Origin of the sequence: Streptomyces sp. NPDC020801 (assembly GCF_044334385.1) — a bacterium.
In the GTDB taxonomy this organism is placed as follows: Bacteria; Actinomycetota; Actinomycetes; order Streptomycetales; family Streptomycetaceae; genus Streptomyces.
This window is the reverse complement of the sequence record NZ_JBIRST010000004.1, coordinates 218725-241346: the sequence shown is the minus strand read 5'-3', so window position 1 is coordinate 241346 and position 22622 is coordinate 218725. Positions and strand designations below refer to the sequence as shown.

Annotated in this window: 21 protein-coding genes and 1 pseudogene; 15 read left to right on the top strand and 7 right to left on the bottom strand. The window is 72.6% G+C overall.

Annotation, left to right across the window (positions count from 1 at the left end; all coding sequences use genetic code 11):
* Positions 1–54 precede the first annotated feature (54 nt).
* Complete coding sequence (locus ACH4UM_RS10905) at positions 55–432, bottom strand: DUF1844 domain-containing protein (RefSeq protein WP_398176319.1); 378 nt, start codon at positions 430–432, stop codon at positions 55–57.
* Positions 433–737: 305 nt separating this feature from the next.
* On the opposite strand from ACH4UM_RS10905, the gene infC reads away from it, so the two are divergent.
* The 10 genes and pseudogenes from infC (at position 738) to ACH4UM_RS10855 (ending at position 11846) form a co-directional block, all read left to right on the top strand.
* On the top strand, positions 738–1502 hold the full coding sequence (gene infC / locus ACH4UM_RS10900) for a translation initiation factor IF-3 (protein ID WP_398176317.1): 765 nt from the start codon (positions 738–740) through the stop codon (positions 1500–1502).
* A 108-nt stretch (positions 1503–1610) separates the two neighbouring features.
* The gene (rpmI, locus tag ACH4UM_RS10895) at positions 1611–1805 is read left to right on the top strand and encodes a 50S ribosomal protein L35 (protein WP_007829094.1); all 195 of its coding nucleotides are present in this window, start codon (positions 1611–1613) and stop codon (positions 1803–1805) included.
* A gap of 110 nt (positions 1806–1915) precedes the next feature.
* Positions 1916–2299 (top strand): 50S ribosomal protein L20, encoded by a 384-nt coding sequence (gene rplT, locus ACH4UM_RS10890; protein ID WP_073947459.1) that lies wholly within the window; start codon positions 1916–1918, stop codon positions 2297–2299.
* Between the two features lie 193 nt (positions 2300–2492).
* A pseudogene (locus tag ACH4UM_RS10885) lies at positions 2493–3354 on the top strand (TrmH family RNA methyltransferase).
* A gap of 50 nt (positions 3355–3404) precedes the next feature.
* Complete coding sequence (locus ACH4UM_RS10880) at positions 3405–4541, top strand: ATP-binding protein (RefSeq protein WP_398176315.1); 1137 nt, start codon at positions 3405–3407, stop codon at positions 4539–4541.
* Between the two features lie 161 nt (positions 4542–4702).
* Positions 4703–5824: a phenylalanine--tRNA ligase subunit alpha gene (pheS, locus tag ACH4UM_RS10875; RefSeq protein WP_398176313.1), complete on the top strand. Its 1122-nt coding sequence runs from the start codon at positions 4703–4705 to the stop codon at positions 5822–5824.
* Positions 5824–8331, top strand: a complete 2508-nt coding sequence (gene pheT / locus ACH4UM_RS10870) for a phenylalanine--tRNA ligase subunit beta (protein ID WP_398176311.1) — start codon at positions 5824–5826, stop codon at positions 8329–8331. Before pheS ends, pheT begins: the two co-directional genes overlap by 1 nt.
* Before the next feature lie 208 nt (positions 8332–8539).
* Positions 8540–9589 carry a PP2C family protein-serine/threonine phosphatase gene (locus ACH4UM_RS10865; protein ID WP_398176309.1) on the top strand — a complete coding sequence of 350 codons (1050 nt, stop codon included), beginning with the start codon at positions 8540–8542 and terminating at the stop codon, positions 9587–9589.
* A 275-nt stretch (positions 9590–9864) separates the two neighbouring features.
* On the top strand, positions 9865–11205 hold the full coding sequence (locus tag ACH4UM_RS10860; RefSeq protein ID WP_398176307.1) for a transcriptional regulator: 1341 nt from the start codon (positions 9865–9867) through the stop codon (positions 11203–11205).
* 95 nt (positions 11206–11300) lie between these two features.
* Positions 11301–11846, top strand: a complete 546-nt coding sequence (locus ACH4UM_RS10855) for an NUDIX hydrolase (protein WP_398176305.1) — start codon at positions 11301–11303, stop codon at positions 11844–11846.
* A 16-nt stretch (positions 11847–11862) separates the two neighbouring features.
* On the opposite strand, the gene ACH4UM_RS10850 is transcribed toward ACH4UM_RS10855, so the two are convergent.
* Entirely contained in the window at positions 11863–12120 is a 258-nt protein-coding gene (locus tag ACH4UM_RS10850) for a hypothetical protein (RefSeq protein ID WP_398176303.1), read from the bottom strand.
* Between the two features lie 194 nt (positions 12121–12314).
* The gene (locus ACH4UM_RS10845) at positions 12315–13175 is read right to left on the bottom strand and encodes a 3-hydroxybutyryl-CoA dehydrogenase (RefSeq protein ID WP_398176301.1); all 861 of its coding nucleotides are present in this window, start codon (positions 13173–13175) and stop codon (positions 12315–12317) included.
* Between the two features lie 168 nt (positions 13176–13343).
* Between ACH4UM_RS10845 and ACH4UM_RS10840 the strand changes: the two genes are divergently transcribed.
* The gene (locus ACH4UM_RS10840; protein WP_398176299.1) at positions 13344–14594 is read left to right on the top strand and encodes a glycoside hydrolase family 10 protein; all 1251 of its coding nucleotides are present in this window, start codon (positions 13344–13346) and stop codon (positions 14592–14594) included.
* A 37-nt stretch (positions 14595–14631) separates the two neighbouring features.
* Here the strand turns inward: ACH4UM_RS10840 and ACH4UM_RS10835 are convergent, their stop codons facing one another.
* Both ACH4UM_RS10835 and ACH4UM_RS10830 read right to left on the bottom strand, forming a co-directional pair.
* Entirely contained in the window at positions 14632–14844 is a 213-nt protein-coding gene (locus ACH4UM_RS10835; RefSeq protein WP_398176297.1) for a DUF1918 domain-containing protein, read from the bottom strand.
* A 94-nt stretch (positions 14845–14938) separates the two neighbouring features.
* Positions 14939–15892 (bottom strand): DMT family transporter, encoded by a 954-nt coding sequence (locus ACH4UM_RS10830; protein ID WP_398176295.1) that lies wholly within the window; start codon positions 15890–15892, stop codon positions 14939–14941.
* On the opposite strand from ACH4UM_RS10830, the gene ACH4UM_RS10825 reads away from it, so the two are divergent.
* The 3 genes from ACH4UM_RS10825 (at position 15891) to ACH4UM_RS10815 (ending at position 18551) form a co-directional block, all read left to right on the top strand.
* On the top strand, positions 15891–17336 hold the full coding sequence (locus ACH4UM_RS10825; protein ID WP_398176293.1) for a PLP-dependent aminotransferase family protein: 1446 nt from the start codon (positions 15891–15893) through the stop codon (positions 17334–17336). The two genes, ACH4UM_RS10830 and ACH4UM_RS10825, sit on opposite strands and share 2 nt — an antisense overlap.
* Positions 17337–17405: 69 nt before the next feature.
* Positions 17406–17843: a GNAT family N-acetyltransferase gene (locus tag ACH4UM_RS10820; protein WP_398176291.1), complete on the top strand. Its 438-nt coding sequence runs from the start codon at positions 17406–17408 to the stop codon at positions 17841–17843.
* Between the two features lie 114 nt (positions 17844–17957).
* Positions 17958–18551 carry a histidine phosphatase family protein gene (locus tag ACH4UM_RS10815; protein ID WP_398176289.1) on the top strand — a complete coding sequence of 198 codons (594 nt, stop codon included), beginning with the start codon at positions 17958–17960 and terminating at the stop codon, positions 18549–18551.
* Here the strand turns inward: ACH4UM_RS10815 and ACH4UM_RS10810 are convergent.
* On the bottom strand, positions 18533–18976 hold the full coding sequence (locus tag ACH4UM_RS10810; protein ID WP_398176726.1) for a DUF6314 family protein: 444 nt from the start codon (positions 18974–18976) through the stop codon (positions 18533–18535). The genes ACH4UM_RS10815 and ACH4UM_RS10810 overlap by 19 nt on opposite strands.
* Positions 18977–19050: 74 nt before the next feature.
* Complete coding sequence (locus ACH4UM_RS10805) at positions 19051–19491, bottom strand: carboxymuconolactone decarboxylase family protein (RefSeq protein WP_398176287.1); 441 nt, start codon at positions 19489–19491, stop codon at positions 19051–19053.
* Between the two features lie 361 nt (positions 19492–19852).
* Between ACH4UM_RS10805 and ACH4UM_RS10800 the strand changes: the two genes are divergently transcribed.
* The gene (locus ACH4UM_RS10800; protein ID WP_398176285.1) at positions 19853–22606 is read left to right on the top strand and encodes a YfhO family protein; all 2754 of its coding nucleotides are present in this window, start codon (positions 19853–19855) and stop codon (positions 22604–22606) included.
* Positions 22607–22622 lie beyond the last annotated feature (16 nt).

The following is a 22622-nucleotide window of genomic DNA, read 5'->3' as shown; positions in this document are numbered from 1 at the left end:
CGGTCGCGGGTCAGCCGGAGACCGGCTGCGGGTCAGCCGTGGTCCGGCTGCGGGTCAGCCGTAGACCGGCCCGGTGTACTTCTCGCCCGGACCCTGGCCCGGCTCGTCCGGGACCACCGACGCCTCGCGGAAGGCCAGCTGGAGCGACTTCAGGCCGTCGCGCAGCGGCGCCGCGTGGAAGGAGCTGATCTCGGTGGCGCTCGCGTCCAGCAGCCCGGCCAGCGCGGTCACCAGCTTGCGGGCCTCGTCCAGGTCCTTGTACTTGTCGCCCTCCTCGGTCAGCCCGAGTTTCACGGCGGCGGCGCTCATCAGGTTGACGGCGACCGTCACGATCACCTCGACCGCGGGGACCTCCGCGATGTCGCGGGCCATGGCGTCGAAGTCGGGGCTGCCGGGGGTCTCGGGGGAGTCCGCGGGGGAGGTGTCACTCATGCCTCACACGATAGGCCGAGCACGGCCCCGCGCCGCACCGAGCCCCAGGTGGTCCCGATTAGCTGTTGCCGGCCGTTGCTGCTAGCCTGGTGTGACGACCGGCTGGACATGTATGTGCCCGGCCCACAAGTGGAGGCTCCGATCTCCCACCCGACCGTCCTCACGGACGGCGGGTCACCGGTCAGGCGGCCACCACCGTTCCGTACGGACGGTGGAGAGTCGCCCGAGAGTGCGCCCCGCGGTTGACCGCGTCGGTGCTCCGGAAGGTTCGGAGTCCCGCCTGTGTCCCGTCCGGGGCATTTTTCATGCGCCGAGATGGTTGGTCCTATGTCAGTCAGACATACGCGGTCGTCCGCCAGACGACCGTATGGTGCTACCGAGGAGGATCCATCAGCGCCGAGCCCCGCATCAACGACCGGATTCGCGTTCCCGAGGTGCGACTTGTCGGTCCCAGTGGCGAGCAGGTCGGCATCGTGCCGCTCGCGAAGGCACTGGAGCTTGCGCAGGAGTACGACCTGGACCTGGTCGAGGTCGCGGCGAACGCCCGTCCGCCCGTGTGCAAGCTCATGGACTACGGGAAGTTCAAGTACGAGTCGGCCATGAAGGCCCGTGAGGCGCGCAAGAACCAGGCGCACACGGTCATCAAGGAGATGAAGCTCCGGCCGAAGATCGACCCGCACGACTATGACACCAAGAAGGGTCACGTCGTCCGGTTCCTCAAGCAGGGCGACAAGGTCAAGATCACGATCATGTTCCGTGGTCGCGAGCAGTCCCGGCCCGAACTGGGCTACCGGCTGCTGCAGCGGCTCGCGGAGGACGTCCAGGACCTCGGCTTCGTGGAGTCGAACCCGAAGCAGGACGGCCGCAACATGATCATGGTTCTCGGTCCGCACAAGAAGAAGACCGAGGCGATGGCCGAGGCCCGCCAGGCGCAGGAGGCCCGCAAGGCGTCCGCGAAGGCCCACCCCGGTCGCTCGCAGAACCCTGCCGATGCCGACGCCGATGCCGACGTCGAGGTCGGCGCCGACACCGAGGTCAGTGCCGACACCGAGGCCCCGGCCGAGGCGTGATCCCGGGACGCGAGTCCCAGGACGTAACCGATACACGAGCGACGCTCCACCGTGCCCGGTTTTCGTGACCGGGCATCGGAGCGCCACCTACGAGGAGAGAACGGCGCTATGCCGAAGAACAAGTCGCACAGCGGTGCCAGCAAGCGCTTCAAGGTCACCGGCTCCGGCAAGGTGCTCCGTGAGCGCGCCGGCAAGCGCCACCTGCTCGAGCACAAGTCGTCCCGTCTGACGCGTCGCCTCACCGGCAACGCCGAGATGGCCCCGGGCGACGCCAAGAAGATCAAGAAGCTTCTCGGCAAGTGACGCGGCGGCGCCCGATCGTCCGATCGCCGCGCGCCGTACGTCAGGACCGGGACCCAATCGTTTCCGGGCCGTGTGAGGACAACCACGGCCCCGCTACAAGGAGTTAACAAGTGGCACGCGTCAAGCGGGCAGTCAACGCCCACAAGAAGCGCCGGGCGATCCTCGAGCAGGCTTCCGGCTACCGCGGTCAGCGCTCGCGCCTGTACCGCAAGGCCAAGGAGCAGGTCACCCACTCGCTGGTCTACAACTACAACGACCGCAAGAAGCGCAAGGGTGACTTCCGCCAGCTGTGGATCCAGCGCATCAACGCCGCTGCCCGCGCCAACGGCATGACCTACAACCGCTTCATCCAGGGTCTGAAGGCCGCGAACGTCGAGGTCGACCGCAAGATCCTGGCCGAGCTGGCCGTCAACGACACCAACGCGTTCGCCGCGCTCGTCGAGGTCGCCCAGAAGGCTCTGCCGAGCGACGTCAACGCGCCGAAGGCCGCGTGATCGCTGCGCCGGCCTAGGCCGACGTGACGGTACGGACCCGTGGGCTCTGCCCGCGGGTCCGTTGTGTGTGCGCTGCTGCGCACGCTGCGCGATTCCACGTTCGTCCGCCACCGCCGGAAACCGCCACCGCCGGAAACCGCCGTAGTGGCTGATCGCCGTCGCGGCGGGAAGTTCCTACCGAAGGTGAAGCTCCATGCCTCCCGCCACCCCCGACCTCATCTCCCCCCGCTCCGCCCGCGTCCTGGCCGCCCGGCGGCTGGCGAAGCGGAACTTCCGGGGCAAGGAGCGGCTGTTCCTCGCGGAGGGGCCGCAGGCCGTACGGGAGGCGGCCGCGCACCGGGCCGGCGATGCCGCCACACTCGTCGAGCTGTTCGCGACGCCCGACGCCGCCGAGCGGTACTCCGACATCGTGGGCGCGGCCCGGGCCGCGGGGGCCCGGGTGCACCTCGCCGCCGAGGACGTCATCGCCGACATCTCCACCACCGTCACCCCGCAGGGCCTGGTCGGGATCTGCCGGTTCCTCGACACGCCGTTCGAGGAGATCCTCGCCGCCCGCCCCCGCCTGGTCGCCGTCCTCGCACACGTCCGCGACCCCGGCAACGCCGGCACCGTCCTGCGCTGTGCCGACGCCGCAGGAGCCGACGCCGTGGTGCTGACCGACGCCTCCGTGGACCTGTACAACCCCAAGGCCGTACGCGCCTCCGTCGGCTCGCTGTTCCACCTTCCCGTCGCCGTCGGCGTCCCCGTGGCACAGGCGGTCGACGGCCTCAGGGCGGCCGGGGTGCGCATCCTGGCCGCCGACGGCACGGGCGCGCACGACCTCGACGACGAGCTCGACAAGGGCACCATGGGCGGCCCCACCGCCTGGGTGTTCGGCAACGAGGCCTGGGGCCTGCCCCAGGAGACCCGTGATCTCGCCGACGCCGTCGTACGGGTCCCGATCCATGGAAAGGCCGAGAGCCTGAACCTCGCCACCGCCGCGGCCGTATGTCTCTACGCGTCCGCCCGGGCACAGCGCGCCTGACGGAGGGTGCTACTTCGTCACCGAGAGCTAGTAGGGTGACCAGCTCGGGGGCCCTCTGCGGCGGAGAGGTGGGGTACGGGGATGAGTGTCGGCACCAGTCGCGCACCGGGAACGCCCGACGCGCGGCGCCCGCCCGTGCCCCGGCGCGGTGATCCGGCCGAGCTCGGCATCGACCCCGACGACCTGCCCGACGGGCTGGTGATCGCCGACGAGCACGGGCGAGTGATCTGCTTCAACGCCGCCGCCGCACGCATCACCGCCGTCCCCGCCGCCGACGCCCTCGGCCGGCGCCTGGAGAAGGCCCTGCCGTTGGAGGATCTGGAGGGGCGGCGCTGGTGGCAGCTGACCGACCCCTACGGCGGCCTCGCCATCCGCGTGGGCCAGCCCGAGCGCAACCTCCTGCTGCACGGGGGCCGCGAGGTCCTCGTGTCGGCCAGGTACGTCCGCAGCCACCCCACCGGCCCCGTCCGCCGGGTCGTCGTCTCCCTCCGGGACACCGAGGCCCGCCGGCGCACCGAGCGCAGTCACGCCGAGCTGATCGCCACCGTCGCCCACGAGCTGCGCTCGCCGCTCACCTCCGTCAAGGGCTTCACGGCGACCCTGCTCGCCAAGTGGGAGAGGTTCACCGACGACCAGAAGCGGCTGATGCTGGAGACCGTCGACGCCGACGCCGACCGGGTCACCCGGCTCATCGCCGAGCTGCTCGACATCTCCCGCATCGACTCCGGCCGGCTCGAGGTGCGCCGCCAGATCGTCGACATCGGCGCCGCCGTCGGCCGGCACATCCAGGCCTACGTCGCCGCCGGCCGGCCAGCCGACCGCTTCCTGCTGCGCATCGAGCAGCCGCTGCCCGCACTGTGGGCCGACCCGGACAAGATCGACCAGGTGCTGAGCAACCTCATCGAAAACGCGGTGCGGCACGGTGAGGGAACTGTCACCATTGACATCACACCCGCGGCGTCCCCCCGTGAAGGAGAGGACGCCGGTACGTCGGTCACCGTGAGCGACGAGGGGCCCGGCATCCCGGAGGAGTCCATGAACCGCGTCTTCACCCGCTTCTGGCGGGGCAGCAAGCGCGGCGGCACCGGCCTCGGGCTCTATATCGTCAAGGGCATCGTCGAGGCCCACGGCGGCACCATCACGGTCGGCCGTGCCCCCGGCGGCGGCGCGGAGTTCCGATTTACCCTGCCCGTGGGCACCCCGGCACACCTGCTGTAGACACCGGCCGAGGACCCACGGGCGCATTTGCTTTCCCCGGCCCCGTTAGACTCGGCCTTTGGCACCTTTGCGTCCCAAACACGGAGACGAACACGAAAGAAGATTCGTCCACGAGTCGGTGACGGGGACCGTCAGCCAGCCAATCGGAAGCACGGGAAGAGATGTCGGCACCCAATAAGTCGTACGACCCTGTCGAGGTCGAGGCGTTGAAACCGGAAGAGATCGAGCGCATGCGGGACGAGGCGCTCACCGCCTTCGCCGCCGCGGACTCACTCGACGCGCTCCACGAGGCCAAGGTCGCCCACACCGGCCCGGCCTCCCCGCTGGCTCTCGCCAACCGCGAGATCGGCGCCCTCCCGCCGCATGCCAAGGCCGACGCGGGCAAGCGTGTCGGCATGGCCCGCGGCGCGGTGAACAAGGCCCTCGCCGCCCGGCAGGTCGAACTGGAGGCGGAGCGGGACGCCCGTGTGCTGGTCGAGGAGGACGTCGACGTCACGCTGCCCCACGACCGCGTCCCGCCCGGCGCCCGGCACCCGCTGACCACGCTCTCGGAGCGCATCGAGGACATCTTCGTGGCCATGGGCTACGAGGTGGCCGAGGGCCCGCAGGTCGAGGCCGAGTGGTTCAACTTCGACGCGCTCAACATCGGCCCGGACCACCCGGCCCGCGGCGAGGCCGACACGTTCTTCGTGCAGGGTCCCGAGGGCGGCACCGAGTCCGGTGTCGTGCTGCGCACCCACACCTCGCCGGTGCAGATCCGCTCCCTGCTGGAGCGCGAGCTGCCGGTCTACGTGATCTGCCCCGGTCGCGTGTACCGCACCGACGAGCTGGACGCAACCCACACGCCCGTGTTCCACCAGGTCGAGCTGCTCGCCGTGGACGAGGGCCTGACCATGGCCGACCTCAAGGGCACCCTGGACCACATGGTCCAGTCACTGTTCGGCGAGGGCATGAAGACCCGGCTGCGGCCGAACTTCTTCCCCTTCACCGAGCCGAGTGCCGAGATGGACATGCTCTGCTACGTCTGCAAGGGCGAGTCCGTCGGCAACCCCGACCGGCCCTGCCGCACCTGCTCGTCCGAGGGCTGGATCGAGCTCGGCGGCTGCGGCATGGTCAACCCGCGGGTGCTCACCGCCTGCGGCGTCGACCCGGAGAAGTACAGCGGCTTCGCCTTCGGGTTCGGCATCGAGCGGATGCTGATGTTCCGCCACAACGTCGAAGACATGCGAGACATGGTCGAGGGTGACGTCCGGTTCACCCGGCCGTTCGGGATGGAGATCTGATGCGGGTCCCGCTTTCCTGGCTGCGGGAGTACGTCGACCTGCCGGCGACTGAGTCCGGGCGCGACGTCCAGGCCAAGCTCATTTCGGCCGGCCTAGAGGTCGAGACCGTCGAGCAGCTCGGCGCCGACCTCAAGGGGCCGCTCGTCGTCGGCCGGGTGCTGACCATCGAGGAGCTGGAGGGCTTCAAGAAGCCGATCCGCTTCTGCACCGTCGACGTCGGGCAGGCCAACGGCACCGGCGAGCCGCAGGAGATCGTCTGCGGTGCCCGCAACTTCTCCGTCGGCGACAAGGTCGTCGTCGTCCTCCCGGGCGCCGTGCTGCCCGGCGGCTTCGCGATCAGCGCCCGCAAGACGTACGGCAGGACCTCCCACGGCATGATCTGCTCCGGCGACGAGCTGGGCATGGGCGACGACGGCACCCACGGCATCATCGTGCTGCCGCCGGAGACCGAGGTCGGCAAGGACGCCATCGAGCTGCTCGAGCTGGTCGACGAGGTCCTCGACATCGCCGTCACCCCGGACCGCGGCTACTGCCTGTCCCTGCGCGGTGTCGCCCGCGAGGCCGCCATCGCCTACGGCCTGCCGCTGCGCGACCCGGCGCTCCTCGACGTGCCGGCCCCCAACGCCTTCGGCTACCCGGTGCAGATCTCCGAGCCGCTCGGCTGCGACCGCTTCACGGCCCGTACGGTGACCGGTCTCGACCCCGAGGCCCGCTCCCCGATCTGGCTGCAGCGCCGGCTGCAGAAGGCCGGCATGCGTCCGATCTCGCTGGCCGTGGACATCACCAACTACGTGATGCTGGAGCTGGGCCAGCCCCTGCACGCCTACGACCGGGCCCGTGTCCAGGGCACGATCGGGGTGCGCCGGGCCGAGGAGGGCGAGAAGTTCACCACCCTCGACGGTGTCAAGCGCACGCTGCACGCCGAGGACCTGGTCATCACCGACGACCGCGGCCCGATCGGCCTCGCGGGCGTCATGGGCGGCGCCAACACCGAGATCGACGACACCGAGGGCACCACCACCGAGGTCGTCATCGAGGCCGCCCACTTCGACGCGGTCGCCGTCGCGCGCACCGCCCGCCGCCACAAGCTGTCCTCCGAGGCCTCCCGCCGCTTCGAGCGGGGCGTCGACCCGCAGGCCTCCTCCGCCGCGGCCCAGCGCACCGTCGACCTGCTGGTCCTCCTCGCGGGCGGCACGGCCGACGCGGGCGTCACCGAGGTCGTCGCGCCCTCGGCGCCGCGCACGATCACCATCCCGGCGAACCACCCCGACAAGGTCGCGGGCGTCGAGTACGGCCGCGAGACCGTCGTGCGCAGGCTGCAGGAGATCGGCTGCGACGTCCACGGGCAGGACGAGCTGATCGTCACCGCGCCGTCCTGGCGGCCCGACCTCACCGACCCCAACGACCTGGCCGAAGAGGTCATCCGCCTGGAGGGCTACGAGAACCTGCCCTCCACGCTGCCCAAGCTTCCCTCGGGCCGCGGACTGACCCACCGGCAGCGGCTGCACCGCCGGGTCGGCCGCGCGCTGGCCGGCGCGGGCTACGTCGAGGCACCGAACTACCCGTTCGTGGGCGAGCAGGTCTTCGACCACCTCGGCCTGGCGGCCGACGACCCGGCCCGCCGCGTCGTGAAGCTGACCAACCCGCTCAGCGACGAGGAGCCCGCGCTCCGTACGACGCTGCTGCCGGGGCTGCTCGGCGCGCTGCGCCGCAACGACGGCCGCGGCAGCCACGACCTCGCGCTGTTCGAGACCGGTCTGGTCTTCCACCCGGGGGAGGAGCAGCGCGTCGCCGAACGGCCGCCCGTGGACCGGCGCCCGACCGACGAGGAGATCGCCGAGCTGACCGCCGCGCTGCCCGAGCAGCCGCGTCATGTGGCCGCCGTCCTCGCGGGCGCCCGCGAGCAGGCCGGCTGGTGGGGCAAGGGGCGCCCGGCCGACTGGGCCGACGCGATCGAGGCCGCGCGCACCGTCGCCCGTGAGGCGGGGGCCGAACTGATCGTCCGCAAGGGCCAGTACGGGCCGTGGCACCCGGGCCGCTGCGCCGAGCTCGCGGTCGCCGTGGGCGGTACCGAGCGGGTCCTGGGCCACGCGGGCGAGCTGCACCCGCGCGTGCTGAAGGCACTGGGCCTGCCCGAGCGCACCAGCGCGATGGAGCTGAACCTGGACGCCCTGGAACAGCTCGGCGACGACACCCCGCAGGCGCCGGGCATCTCCACCTTCCCGGTCGCCACGCAGGACGTCGCCCTCGTCGTCGACAGGCCGGTCCCGGCCGCCGAGGTCGAGGCCGCGCTGCGCGAGGGCGCCGGCGAACTGCTGGAGTCCATCCGGCTGTTCGACGTCTACGAGAACGCCGGGCAGCTCGGCGAGGGCCGCAAGTCGCTGGCCTACGCGCTGCGGTTCCGCGCGCCCGACCGCACGCTGACGGTCGACGAGGCGTCGGCGGCCCGCGACGCGGCGGTGGCGCTGGCCGCCGAGCGGACGGGAGCGGAGCTCCGAGGGGCCTGATCGCAGCGTGCGCGGGGGGCGGGTCCGATTGCCCCGGACCCGCCCCCCGCGCTGTGATCTGCATAAATGCGGGAAGCGCGAAGATCACTCACTCGTTCGGGTGAGAACCCCGGGCGATCCGGCCCCTGTGCCGCACACGGTCGAAAGAATCGGAGCGGCCTTTCGGGGCCGGTCTGCGCTGTCAGGGCCTGTATGGGGGGCCATGGGCATGATCTGCATCAGGGCTGGTACTCCGCGCAGGGCGTGGTCGTCGCTCGGGCCGCCCGCCGTCTGGGGCGCCGTGGCGGTCACGTACAGACTCACCTGCCCGCTGGTGCACCAGCACGGGCTCGGGGCGCGGATCGCCACCGGCGCCGTGTTCCTGGCCGTGGGCACGGGCCTGGTCCTGCACGTCCGCCGGGCCCTGCTGCGCGAGCTGCGGCAGGCCCGCGCGGTCGCGGGGGCCGCGCAGAGCGTGCTGCTGCGCCCGCCGCCGCCACGGGTCGACGGCCTGAGCGTCGCGGCCGCCCAGCTCTCCGCCGACCGGGGAGCGGCGGTCGGCGGCGACCTGTACGAGGTGATCGCCACCGAGCACGGCGTACGGGTCGTGATGGGCGACGTCCGCGGCCACGGCATCGCCGCCCTCGGCACCGTGGCCGCCGTACTCGGCAGCTTCCGCGAGGCGGTGCACGACGAGGACGAACTCGCCGGCGTACTGCGCCGGCTGGACCGGGCGCTGGCCCGCCACCTGGACGCCCGGGACCCGGAGCACCCGTTCGCGGAGGACTTCGTCACGGTCCTGCTCCTGGAGATCGCCGCGGACGGCGCGTTGCACGCGCTCAACTGCGGTCACCCGTGGCCGTACCTGCTGAGCGCCGCCGGTGCCGATCACGTTTCCCGTGCCGACCCGCTGCCGCCGCTGGGCCCGTTCCCCCTGCCGCCCGACCTGGCCGCCGTACCGATGGGACACCTGCTGCCCGGCCAGACGCTGGTCCTGTACACGGACGGCGTGGAGGACGCCCGCGACACCCACGGCAGGTTCTTCCCGCTGCCGGCGGTGCTGACCGAGGCGACGCGTGACGGCCCCGCCTCTTCGCAGACGATCCTGCGCACCGTCCTCACCCGTCTGCTGCACCACGCCGGCCGGCGGCCCACCGACGACGTGGCGGTTCTCGTGGTGAACAACGCCCGGGACCCTTCGACTCGCGGGGGTGAAGCAGGCGGCGCGGGGAACTGCGCGGCCGGCCCCCGCTCGGCCGCAGCCGGCAAGCACCTGTAGTACCAGGCCCTGGCCGTCCCGGAGTTGCCCGGCGGCGCCGCCCGCCCCGCCACGGAGTGTCGGGCAGGCAGCCGGGCGGACGGCGCGGAAGCGGGCCGCCGCACTGTACGAGGGGGAGCCGGCGGCCCGGCCGGCCTCTTGACGAGGCATTTCAGTCAACCGGCCGGAAACTCTCCGCAACAGCGCGCGCACAGCGCGGACTCGCGCACTCCGTTCACACCCCGTGCGAACGGCGACGCACTACGCTGTCCGCACCGAGGCACCGGGGGGCATTCATGCAGCCCAACACTCTGCTCGACGCGATCCTGGACGAGGCCGGGATCTCGCACGCCGGTCTGGCCGCGCACGTCAACCAGGCCGGGCGGGCGCGCGGACTCGCCCTGAGGTACGAACACACCGCCGTGGCACGGTGGTTGAAGGGCCAGCGGCCGCGCGGGCAGGTGCCCGACCTGATCTGCGAGGTGCTCGCCGCCCGGCTGCACCGGTCCGTCACCCTCGACGACATCGGTCTGGGCGTGCCCGGCGAGCCGTCCGCCCCGCACGGCACCACCCTGTCCGGCTTCGTGGAACGTGCCACCGCCCTGTGGCGCTCCGACGAACAGCAGCGCCCGCACATACTCGGCGCCCCCGCCGTGACCGGCACGCCTGCGGTGATGCCCGTGTGGGAGTGGGAGAACCCACCCGAGGACGTCGACGTCTCCCGCGGCGGCCGGCACCGGGTCACGCACGCCGACATCGAGATGCTGCGCGCCGCCCGCACCCACTACGAGCAGATGTACCGCAAGGCCGGCGGCATCGCGACCCGCAGCCGCATCGTGGGCTTCCTGAACGCCGAGGCCGCCCCGCTGCTGCGCGGCAGCTACACCGACGCCACCGGCCGCCAACTCCACCGAGCGACCGGCGGACTGGTGGCCATCGCGGGTATCTGCGCGTACGACTCCGACGCACACGGCCTCGCCCAGCGCTACTTCCACCAGGCGCTCCGGCTCGCCAAGGCCAGCGGGGACCGGGGACTTGGCGCGTATGTCATAGCCCTGCTGGTCAACCAGTCGCTGTTCATGCGCGAGTACCGCCAGGCCGTCGCCTTCGCCGAGGCCGCGCTGCGCGCCGCCGGCAAGCACATCACTCCCGCGCTCGCCTCCGACCTGTACGCGATGCAGGCCAAGGCGTACGCCCACCTCGGCGACGGCACGAGCGCGCTGTCCTGCATCCGGCGGGCCGAGCAGGCCGCCGAACGCATCCGGCGCGGATACGAACCCGACGAGACCGGCTATGTCCAACCGGGCCTGGTCAACGTCCAGGTGGCGGAGGCGCTGCTCAGCCTCGGCGAACTGGCCGCGGCCGAGGAGCACGCCACGGCCGCCGTGGACAACCCCGCGCACGACCGCGGCCGGGTGCACCGGCTCGCCATGCTCAGCACGATCGAACTGCGCCGGGGCAACGCCGACAAGGCGGTGGCCACCGCGGTGCAGATGGCCGAACAGGCGCGCGGGATGGAGTCCCAGCGGCTGCGGGACAGACTGCGCGCGGTGCGCGAGTACCTGGTGCGCAGCGGCTGCGCCGGCACGGCGGAGGCGGCCGAACTCATCGACGGGGCACTGCGCGTGCCGCTGTGAGGACCGCCGCGCGCCGCGCGCGGCCGGCTGTGCGCCTGCTGTCAGACCCCTCCGGCTGCGATATTGCCACTGACCCAACGGAAGGTGGCAGAACCGTGCAGTGGACGAAACAGAACGAACAAACTGTGTACGCAAACCGCTGGTTCACCGTCAACCTCGCGGATGTCGAGCTGCCGGACGGCCGGCACCTCGACCACTTCCTGATACGGCTGCGGCCCGTCGCCGTGGCCACGGTGGTCAACGAGGCCAACGAGGTCCTCCTGCTGTGGCGCCACCGATTCATCACCGACAGCTGGGGGTGGGAGCTCGCGGCGGGCGTCGTCGAGGACGGCGAGGACATCGCCGGCGCGGCCGCCCGGGAACTGGAGGAGGAGACCGGCTGGCGGCCGGGGCCCCTGCACCACCTCATGAGCGTGGAGCCGTCCAACGGACTCACCGACGCCCGGCACCACATCTACTGGTCGGACGAGGGCGAGTACGTCGGACACCCGGTGGACGACTTCGAGTCCGACCGCCGGAAATGGGTCCCCCTCAAGCTCGTTCCCGACATGGTCGCCCGCGGCGAGGTCCCGGCCGCGAACATGGCGGCCGCGTTACTGCTCCTGCACCACCTCAGGCTCGGGCAGGACACCCTGCCCTGACCGGGGCATGGGGTGTTCAGTGTCCCCACGCCTGCCAGATCGTCACGACCAGGGCGCCCACGGCCGTGATGGCCGAGACCGAGGGCAGCGGCCAGCGCGCGTGCTCCAGCGTGACGAGCCGCGCGCTCAGTTCGTCCAGTTCCTTCACGGCCTCCTCGGTGCGGTGGTTCAGCAGGGCCAGCCCGCCCTCGACGCGGGCGTACGCCACGTCCAGACGGCGCCGTAACTCCGCGAGTTCTCCGGGTACGACGGGATGCTCGGGATCGGCGGTCACAGGTCCGCTCCCTTCCGTGGTCGTCGTGCGTCCCTTGCATGCGCATGAGGAGTCAACCCGCCCGGTGGGCACGCGGGGAGAGTGTGCGAACGGCATATGCGGGACCGGTGCGCGCACGGTGTGTGAATGCCGCGGGCCCGGCACCCTCTCCGGTGCCGGGCCCGCGGGCTCCGCCGAGTTCCGAGCGTCCGTGATCAGCCGTAGGTGTAGAAGCCCGAGCCGCTCTTGCGGCCCAGCCGGCCGGCGTCGACCATGCGCTGGAGCAGCGGGGGAGCGGCGTACAGCGGCTCCTTGTACTCCTCGTACATCGAAGCGGCGACCGAGGCGACCGTGTCCAGGCCGATCAGGTCGGACAGCTTCAGCGGGCCCATCGGGTGGGCGCAGCCCAGCTCCATGCCGTTGTCGATGTCCTCGCGGCTGGCGATGCCCGACTCGAACATCCGGATCGCGGAGAGCAGGTAGGGGATCAGCAGCGCGTTCACCACGAAGCCGGAGCGGTCCTGGGCGCGGATCGCGTGCTTGCCGAGCACCTTCTCGGTGAACAGCTGTGCCCGGCCCAGCGTGCCCTCGGAAGTGGTGAGCGCCGGAATCAGCTCGACCAGCTGCTGCACCGGTGCCGGGTTGAAGAAGTGCACGCCGATGACCTGGTCCGGCCGGGCGGTGGCGACCGCCAGCTTCACCAGCGGGATCGAGGAGGTGTTGGAGGCCAGGATCGCGTCCGGGCGGGTCACCACCTGGTCGAGCACCTGGAAGATCTCGGTCTTGACCTGCTCGTTCTCCACCACGGCCTCGATCACAAGATCCCTGTCGGCGAACTCGCCGAGGTCGGTGGTGAAGCTCAGCCGCGCCTGCGTCGCGTCCCGCTCCTCCTCGGTGATCTTGCCGCGCTCGGCCGCCTTGGCCAGGGAGTTGAACAGCCGGGTACGGCCGATCTCCAGGGCCTCACCAGTGGTCTCGGCGACCTTGACGTCCAGGCCGGCCCGGGCGCACACCTCGGCGATGCCCGCACCCATCTGGCCGCAGCCCACCACTCCGACGCGTTCGATGTCGGTCACATCGTCCCTTTCGCTGATCCAGCGTGTGGCAGGCGGCCGGGATGTGGTGCCTGCTCCGATCGTGCACGTTACCCCTGTCGCAGCGATGATCGATCGTCCGGGTCGGGCATGCTGGGCCGGTACACGATCCGTGACCGTACGGATCCACGGCGTACTGGGAGTGCCCGGATGGGCCGAGTGACACGACGGGCGTTCACCGTGGCCGCGCTGTCGGCCCTGGCGGCGGCCGGGGACGCGGCGGCCGTCCCGCAGCACCCGCGCACGACCGGCGACGGGCTGCGCCGGCGGGCGGTCACGGAGATGCGCGGCATGTGGCTGGCGACCGTGGACAACCGCGACTGGCCCTCGCGCACCGGGCTGAGCGTGGCCCGGCAGCGCGGCGAGCTGACCGCCCTGCTCGACGCGGCGGTGCGCTGCCGGCTCAACACCGTGATCCTCCAGGTGCGCCCGACGGCCGACGCGCTGTGGCCCTCGCCGTTCGAGCCGTGGTCGCAGTACCTGACCGGCACCCAGGGCCGGGACCCGGGCTGGGACCCGCTCGGCACGGCCGTCGAGGAGGCCCACGCCCGCGGTCTGCAGCTGCACGCCTGGTTCAACCCCTACCGCGTCGCCCTCCACGACGACCCGTCCCGGCTTCTCGCCTCCCACCCGGCCCGCAGGCACCCCGACTGGGTGGTCCCGTACGGCGGGAAGCTCTACTACAACCCGGGTCTTCCCGACGTCCGGGCCTTCGTGCGGCAGGCGATGCTCGACGCGGTGCGGAAGTACCCCGTGGACGGTGTGCACTTCGACGACTACTTCTACCCCTACCCGGCGGCGGGCGAGTCCTTCGACGACGACGCAGCCTACGACCGTCACGGCGGTGGCTTCACCAGCCGGGCCGCCTGGCGGAGGGACAACATCGACCGGCTGGTCCGCGAGACGGCCGCCGGCATCCGGCAGATCCGGCCCGGCACGCAGTTCGGGATCAGCCCCTTCGGCGTATGGCGCAACGCCTCGACCGACACGCGCGGCTCGGACACCCAGGCGGGCGTGGAGACCTACGACGACCTGTACGCGGACACCCGCAGGTGGACCAGGGAGGGCTGGATCGACTACGTCGTCCCTCAGCTGTACTGGAACATCGGCTTCGCCGCCGCCGACTACGCCACGCTCGTGTCCTGGTGGGCGGAGGTGGCGAGGGGCAGCCGTACGAAGCTGTACGTGGGGGAGGCGCTGTACCGGGCGGAGGACCCGGCCGAGGGCGCGGCCTGGCAGGACCCGGACGAGCTGTCCCGTCATCTCGCCCTCGCCGGGCAGCACCCGGAAGTGCGCGGGCACGTCTTCTTCGCCGCGAAGGACGTCGCGACGGACCCGGCGGGTGCGATGGCGCGGGTGGTCGCCGACCACTACCGGCAGTCGGCGAACCCCCCGCGCTGACGCAGCCGATCCGGCTGATCCGGCTGGTCTCGCTGATCTAGTGGTGTTCCATTTCCTGACGGCGGATGTCCTTGTGGCGGACCTGGCAGTCGGGACCCGGTGACATCACGGCCTCGTGACCGTCCGGGAAGCGGACGCGGTAGGGCGGACTGCCCTCCGTGCCCATCACTTCGACGACTTCGGTGATCTGGTCGTGTTGGCCGACCACCCTGCCGTGCTGGACAAGCTGGTCGCCCACGGATGCGTGCATCTGCAGGGCCTCCTCACCATGTGCGGGAGCAGCGGTCCTCGGCTTTCGAGTCTACGGCGCGCCGCACCGTCCGGACCGGTCCGTGCCGCGCCGGTCAGTCGCGCGTCCGCTGGGTGACGGCGATGCAGACGAGCACGGCGGCGGCCGTCAGCGGGGCGGCCGGCGTCAGGTGCTCGCCGAGGAGCAGCACCGACCACACCAGTGTGAGCAGCGGCTGGGCCAGCTGCAACTGGCTGGCCTTGGGGATCCCGATCGCCGCCATGCCCCGGTACCACAGGACCAGTCCGAGGAACTGCGAGCCGGCCGCCACCCACAGCAGCCCCGTCACGGCGTGCACACCCAGGTGCACGGGCTCGTACGACAGCGCGAGCACGGCGGCGGGAACGGCGAGCGGCAGGCACAGCACCAGCGCCCAGCCGATCACCTGCCAGCCGGGCATGATCCGGGCCAGCCGGCCGCCCTCGGTGTAGCCGGCGGCGCACACCAGCAGGGCGCCGAAGAGGCAGCCGTCGGCCGGCGTCAGGGAGCCGCCGCTCTGCTGCACGGTGAAGCCGGCCACGGCGGCCGCGCCCGCCAGCGCCGCCGCCCAGAACGTCCGCGAGGGACGGGCCCCCACGCGCAGCGCGGAGAACAGCGCCGTGGTGAGCGGAAGCAGGCCCACGACCACGGCGGCGTGCGCGGTGGTCGAGGTCTGCAGGGCGAGCGTGGTCAGCAGCGGGAAGCCGAGGACCACTCCGGCGGCCACGACCGCCAGCCCGGGCCAGTGCCGGCGTGCGGGCGGCGCGACGCGCAGCGCCAGCAGACAGCCGCCCGCGATGACCGCGGCGAGCACACTGCGCACGGCCACCAGCGACCAGGGCCCGAAGCCCTCCAGGCCCCAGGCGGTGGCCGGAAAGGTGAGGGAGAAGGCGACGACGCCGAGGGCGGCCTGGACGACGCCGGAGCGGCTCCGGACGGCCCGCCGCCCGGCGGGGCCGCTTCCGGCGGTCGGCGGCGGGGCGCCCACTGCTATCGTGTGGGAGGCAATAGCGCTACTCTGTGCTCTCATGCAACAGCGTAGCAGCGTCGATGACCTCGCCCAACAGCTGCGGCAGGAGTTGAACCGCTACTCGCCAGGAGGAAAGCTCCCGTCGAGCCGGGCCCTGGTCGAGCGGTACCGGGTGAGCCCGGTGACCGTGTCCCGCGCCCTGGCGCAGCTCGCCGCCGAGGGGCTCGTGGTCACCCGCCCCGGTGCCGGCGCGTTCCGCGCGGAGCCGTCGGCCGGGCCGCCCGCTCCCGCCGGCGACACCTCCTGGCAGGAGCTTGCGCTCAGCGCGGACGGCGCCGGCGACCTCGTGCCGCGCACGGTCGACGCCTCCGGCGTCACGGTCTCGCTCGCCGCGCCGCCGCCGGGGGTGATCGAGTTCAACGGGGGCTATCTGCACCCCTCGCTGCAGCCCGAGCGGGCCATGGCCGCCGCACTCTCCCGGGCCGGCCGCCGCCCCGGGGCCTGGGGGCGGCCGCCGCTGGAGGGACTGCCGGAACTGCGCGAGTGGTTCGCACGGAGCATCGGCGGGCCGGGCGGGACCGTCACCGCCGCCGAGGTCCTGATCGCCGCCGGCGGTCAGTCCGCACTCACCACCACCCTGCGCGCGCTGGCCCCGCCCGGCGCCCCGGTGCTCGTCGAATCGCCCACCTACCCGGGCATGCTGGCCATCGCCCGGTCCTCCGGGCTGCGGCCGGTGCCCGTACCGGTGGACGCCGACGGTGTGCGCCCCGACCTGCTGGCCGGGGCCTTCCGGGCGACCGGTGCCCGCGTGTTCGTCTGCCAGCCGCTGTTCCAGAACCCCACCGGTGCCCAGCTCGCCCCCGCCCGGCGCGCCCAGGTGCTGCGGACCGCCCGCGAGGCCGGCGCCTTCGTCGTCGAGGACGACTTCGTGCGACGGCTCGTGCACGAGGACGCCGGACCGCTGCCGCCCCCGCTGGCCGCCGACGACCCCGACGGCGTCGTGGTGCACGTGTGCTCGCTGACCAAGGCCACCTCGCCCAGCTTCCGGGTGAGCGCGCTGGCCGCCCGGGGCCCGGTCCTCGAACGCCTGCGCGCGATCCAGGTGGTGGACGCCTTCTTCGTGCCCAGACCGCTGCAGGAGGCCGCCCTCGAACTCGTCGGCTCACCCGCCTGGCCACGCCATCTGCGGTCGGTCTCGGCCGAGTTGAAGACCCGCCGCGCCGCCATGACGGCCGCGCTGCGACTGGGCCTGCCGCAGCTCGCCCTCGCGCACATCCCGTCCGGCGGCTACCACCTGTGGCTGCGCCTGCCCGACGGCACCGACGAGGCCGCCCTGACCGCCGCCGCCCTGCGGGCGGGTGTCGCGATCACCCCGGGCCGACCGTACTTCAGCGCCGAACCCCCGGCCGCCCACCTCCGGCTGAGCTTCGCGGCGGTCGCCGGCACGGGCGAGATCGCCGAGGGCGTACGACGGCTGCGCGCCGCCTGCGACGAGGCGCTGTGACGCCGAAGCGCCGTCCGGGCCGGCGAAAACGGCTCGACACCACCGAACCCCGGCTGCGAGTCTCCCGCCATGACCGACACCCCGCGCCTCGCCGACGGCTACGAGATCTCCACCGATCCCGACCGGATCGACGCCGACCGCGTGCACCGGTGGCTGTCCACCGACGCGTACTGGGCGGTCGGGCGGGCGCGCGAGAAGCATGGGCGGGCGATGGACGGCTCGCTCAACTTCGGGGTTTTCGACATCGTTTCGGGTGAACAGGTGGCGTATGCGCGGGTGGTGACCGACCGGGCGACCTTCGCATGGCTGTGCGACGTCTACGTGGACCCGGCCGTGCGCGGCAAGGGGATCGGTACGGCGCTCGTCGGTGCCGTATGTGAGCACCTGCGGCCCTGTGGGCTGCGCCGGATCGTGCTCGCCACGCAGGATGCGCACGGGGTGTACGAGAAGCTCGGCTTCCGGCCGCTGGAGCTGCCCGAGCGATGGATGGCGCTCGTTTTGGAGTGATATGTCCTGCGGTTCCCTCCTTGTCCCTGACCTCGAAGTAAGGTTTCACGCACCCTCGGTAACCCCTGGGCGATGCCTCTTGACCTGCGCAGTTGAGCGGCTCACGATCGCCGCATGGCAGTTCGGGTCACGTTCGTCGCCGCCGCGCGCAGCTCCTCGCTGCTCGCCGAGCGCTTCCAGGACGACCGGCCGTTGGACCAGGCGGGCTGGGGCGACGTCCAGCGCGTCGCCCACGACCTGCTGCCGCTGGCGGCCGCCGAGCTGCGCTACTGCTCACCGACTCCGCGCAGCCGCGCCACCGGGGACGCCCTCGGCTACGCCCCCCTCTCGCAGCTCGCCCTGCGGGACTGTGACATGGGCCGCTGGCGCGGGCTCACCCTCGGCGAGGCGATGGCCCGTGAACCGCAGGCCGTGGACGCCTGGCTCGCCGACCCGCGCGGAACCCCGCACGGCGGCGAGTCGCTGCTGTCGTTCATCGGCCGCGTCGGCGGCTGGCTGGACACCCGGCCGGTCGATGACGGCGGCCGCATCGTCGCCGTGGCCGAACCCTCGGTGATCCGCGCCGCCCTGGTCTACGCCCTGAGGGTGCCCCCGTCGACGTACTGGAGCATCGACGTGCGCCCTTTGTCGACGACCACCGTCACCGGCCGCGGGGGCCGCTGGAACCTCCGGCTGGACGGCGTGCCGGCTCAGCCCTCGCGCGTGTAGTCCGTCGTCAGCACCAGGTCCTTCGCGGGGCCACCCACGCGCCACACCGTGCGCCAGCGGTCGGCGTCCAGGGCTGTGAACCCGCCCCGGTAGAGGTCGGCCGCACAGGGATGGCCGGCAGTGTGCCGCCCGGTGCGCAGGTCCAGGTCGTGGAAGGGCCGCCCGTCCGCGAACCGCACGTCCGCCGTCCCGGGCGCGCTTCCCGGCAGGAAACGCAGCGTCCGTGCGGCGGGCCGGGCGACGCCCTGCCAGACGAAGGTGCCCGCTTCCCGGTGCAGCAGACCGGCGCCTTCCAGGGGAGTGAAGACGGTGCTCCCGGTGAAGCGGCCCTCCTCGCCGCTCGCCAGATCCCGCACCGACCGCTCGACCCGCCACCGCCCGGCCAGATACGCGAACGCGTCCGGCACCGGCCAGTACCCGACCATCGCGCCCGCTCCCTCGCCGCGTCGTTCCCGCACGCGCAATGGCGTGCCCCTGCCTCGTCCTCGTATATCAGGTATCAGGCAGAGGCGGCCGGGGTGCCGTCCGCGGGCCGCTGTCCGAGCGGCAGCAGCCCGCGCTCGCCGAACACCTTCTTGGCGGCGAAGGTGGCGTTCAGGGCCTTCGGTATGCCGCAGTAGACGGCCGAGTGCAGCAGCGCCTCCGTGATCTGCTCCGGCGTGAGGCCCACGTTGAGTGCCGCGTTGACGTGCACGTCCAGCTGGGCCTCGCAGCCCCCGAGCGCGGTGAGCATGCCCAGGGTGACCAGCTGGCGGTCGCGTGGGGCCAGCCCCGGCCGGTCGTAGATCTCGCCGAAGGCCCAGGCGACGACCTGGTGGCCGAGTTCCGGGCTGATGTCGGCGAGCGAGTCGACGACCCGCTGCCCCGCCTCGCCGTCGACGGACCGCAGCACCTCCAGGCCGCGGGCGAAACGCTCTTCACGGGTGGTGCTCTCGCTCATGTCCGTTCGTCCGTTCCCGGCCACCCGTCGAGCTGCCGTTCGTCGAGCTGCCGTTCGTCGTTCCGTGATCTCGGGAAGACCGTAGAACCTGGAGCGCACTCCAAGTCAAGGGCGGCCTCGCGGCGGGCCCGCACGCGAATTCATTAACCGTCAAATCATTTCCGGGACGACTTTTGTTTCCCCGGTGGTAACGGGCCCATTGAAGTCATGAGGGGTATTCGGAATTCTCCCCGGAATTTTCCCGGGACCACACAACCAACCGGAAAGACCGCCCGTCTAAGTCGGCGAATCAACTCCGCGCGGGGAGTGACATCCCCGCCGGGAAACCGTACGTCCCGAATTGCCTGGGAGCCTGCCGAGGATGGACCGCTCAGCCCTGCGGGGGAGACCGCGGCGGGCCGCCGCCCTGCTCGCCGCGGTGATCACCGTGACCGCGTTCTGCGCCGCCGACGCCGTCGCCCGCAGCTACCCCTTCGGTCCCCGTACCCGCAGCGTCAACGACCTGGGCAACCAGTACGTGCCGTTCCACGCGCACCTGTGGGACCTGCTGCACGGACGGGCCGACGGCGGCCTCCTCGTCAACTGGCAGTCCGGCTTCGGCTCCAGCTTCCTGCCCGATCTCGGCACGTACCTCAGCAGCCCGTTCGCCCTGCTCGTCGGAGTGTTCCCGCGGGACGAGATCGACCTCGCGGTGTACGTGATCACCGTGCTGAAGACGGCGTTCGCCGGTGCCGCCATGGCCTGGCTGCTGCTCGTCCTGCGCCCCGGCCGCTGGTGGGCCGCGGGCCTGCTCGGCGCGTCGTACGCCCTGTGCGGCTGGAGCGTGGCGGACGCCGCGTACAACCCGATGTGGCTCGACGGGCTCGTCGCCCTGCCGCTGCTGTGCCTGGTCGGCGAATGGACGCTGACCGGACGGCGCCGTCTTCTGGGCGTGCTGGTCGTCGCGGTCGCCTGGATCGCCAACTTCTACACCGCGTACATGGCCACGCTCGGCGCCGCCCTGGTGCTGCTGCTGCGGCTGTGGCTGACCGGTCCGCCGCGCCGGCGGGCCCTCGCGGCGGCCGGCCGTGCCGCCGTCACCGTCGCACTCGGGGTGGGCCTGGCCGCACCGCTGGTGACGGTGGTCTACTTCGGCACGAAGCACGCCTACCCGGTCCGGGCCGGGCAGTTCGTCCCGGTGGCGACGGACGACCTGCTGGCCCGGCTGCTGCCGGCGACGTACGGCTTCGGCACGCCGGCCCTCTTCGTGGGCACCACCGCGCTGCTGCTCGCCCTCGCCCTGCCCTTCCACCGGGCGGCGCCCCGGCGGGTGCGCGCGGGGTGGACGCTGCTGGTGGTCGCCGTGACGCTGTCGATGCAGTGGGCGCCGACGCATCTGCTCTGGCACGCCTTCACCACCCCGAACGGCAGCCAGTACCGCCAGACCTTCGTGCTGTGCGCACTGCTGGTGATCGCCGCCTGGCACACGCTCTCCTATGGCCCGCCCGACCTGCGCGCGCTGGGCGCGGCGGCCGCCGCGCTCGGGCTGATCGCCGCGCTCGCGAGCCGAAGCGCCCTGGTGCGCTCCTTCGTCTGGCCGGTGCTGCTCTGCGCCGCCCTGGGCGCGCTGGGCGGGCTGTTCCTGCTGGGCCGCGCGGCCGGCCCGGAACGCGCGGGCAGCGGTGCGCAGCGCGCCGAAGAGGGTCCGTCTCCGGCCGGTCCGTCTCCGGCCGGTCCGGCGGGTACGCGTGCGGCCGGTGCCGTGCGCCGCGCCAGGCTCGCCTCTCTCGCCGTCGTGCTGCTCATCGGCGCGCAGCTCGGCGAGGCCACGGCCACCTCAGCCGTGGCCACCCGGCTGCGGCTCGCGCACATGGACGACTACGCGCCCTGGGGAGCACGGCAGCGGGAACAGGCGGACGCGATCGCCCAGGCCGACGACTGGCCCCGCCACCGCACCGAACCGGGCCGGGAGCAGACCGTCGGCAACGATCCGCTGCTGGTGGACGGCCAGGGCGCCCAGTACTACAGCAGCCTCACCTCCGACGTCCTCAGCCGCACGCTCACCGCTCTCGGCGACGGCTGGACCTCACGCGGCCGCAACCTGCAGAGCCTGGACAACTCCGTCACGGACGCGATCTTCTCCGTCGGCGCCCGGGTGCACTCCCCGCCGGACCCGCACCAGAACTGGTTCCCGCAGGACGGCAGCCGGGTGACCGTGTCCCGGCAGGACGTACCGCCCCTGGTCACGGTGCGGCCCTTCACCGCACCCACGCGCTCCGGGGTGCCGGCCTTCGGCCCGTCGCCCTACCGCAACCAGGAGTTGCTGCTCGGCACCCGTGTCTACACCGTGCCCCGCATCACCGTGCGCACCAGCGCCGGCCGCCGTCCGGACCGCAGCACCGACGACCGGCCGGGCCTGCTGATCGGTGCTCCCGGCCCGGGCGCCGTGCGCAGGCCGGCGATCACGGCCCGGTGCCCGGCCGGCAGTGAGGTGTACCTGTGGGCGCCGCACTTCTCGGGCACCGCACGCCTGACCGGCGACGGCTCCCGCGGGCCGGGCGGCGGCCTTGCGCCCGGACCGACCGGACGGTTCCGCGCCGACCACCCCGTCACCAAGATCGCCGCCATGCAGCGGCTCGGCACGGTCCCGTCCTCCGGACGGCTGCGGATCGAGCTGTCCCCCGACCGGGCCGGCACCGTCCCGGACGGCGCCGTCGGCTGCCTGGACACCGCCCGGCTGCGCGCCGCCGTCCACCGGCTGAAGGTCACCGGGGCCACCGAGGTGACCGTCTCCGACGGGACCGTCCACGCCGAGCTCCCCGCCGGCAGCAGGGGCACCGCCGTCGTCGCGGCGCCCCGGATCGCCGGATGGCGCTGTGCCACGGGCCATGCTCCGGCCGTGCCCGCCGGGGAGTACCACGGGCTGATCGCCGTCCCCCTCGACGGCTCCTCGACCAGCCTCACCTGCACCTTCCATCCGCCCGGTCTGCGGCTGGGCGCCACCGTCGGGGGCGCCTCGCTCCTGGCCCTGACCCTGCTCGGCGCCCTCACCGCCGTCCGCCGCCGGCGGGACACGGGCAGCCCCGCACCGCGCACCACCACACGCCCGCTCGAGCGCACGACCGGCGCTCACTGACGTGCCCCGGGAGGGA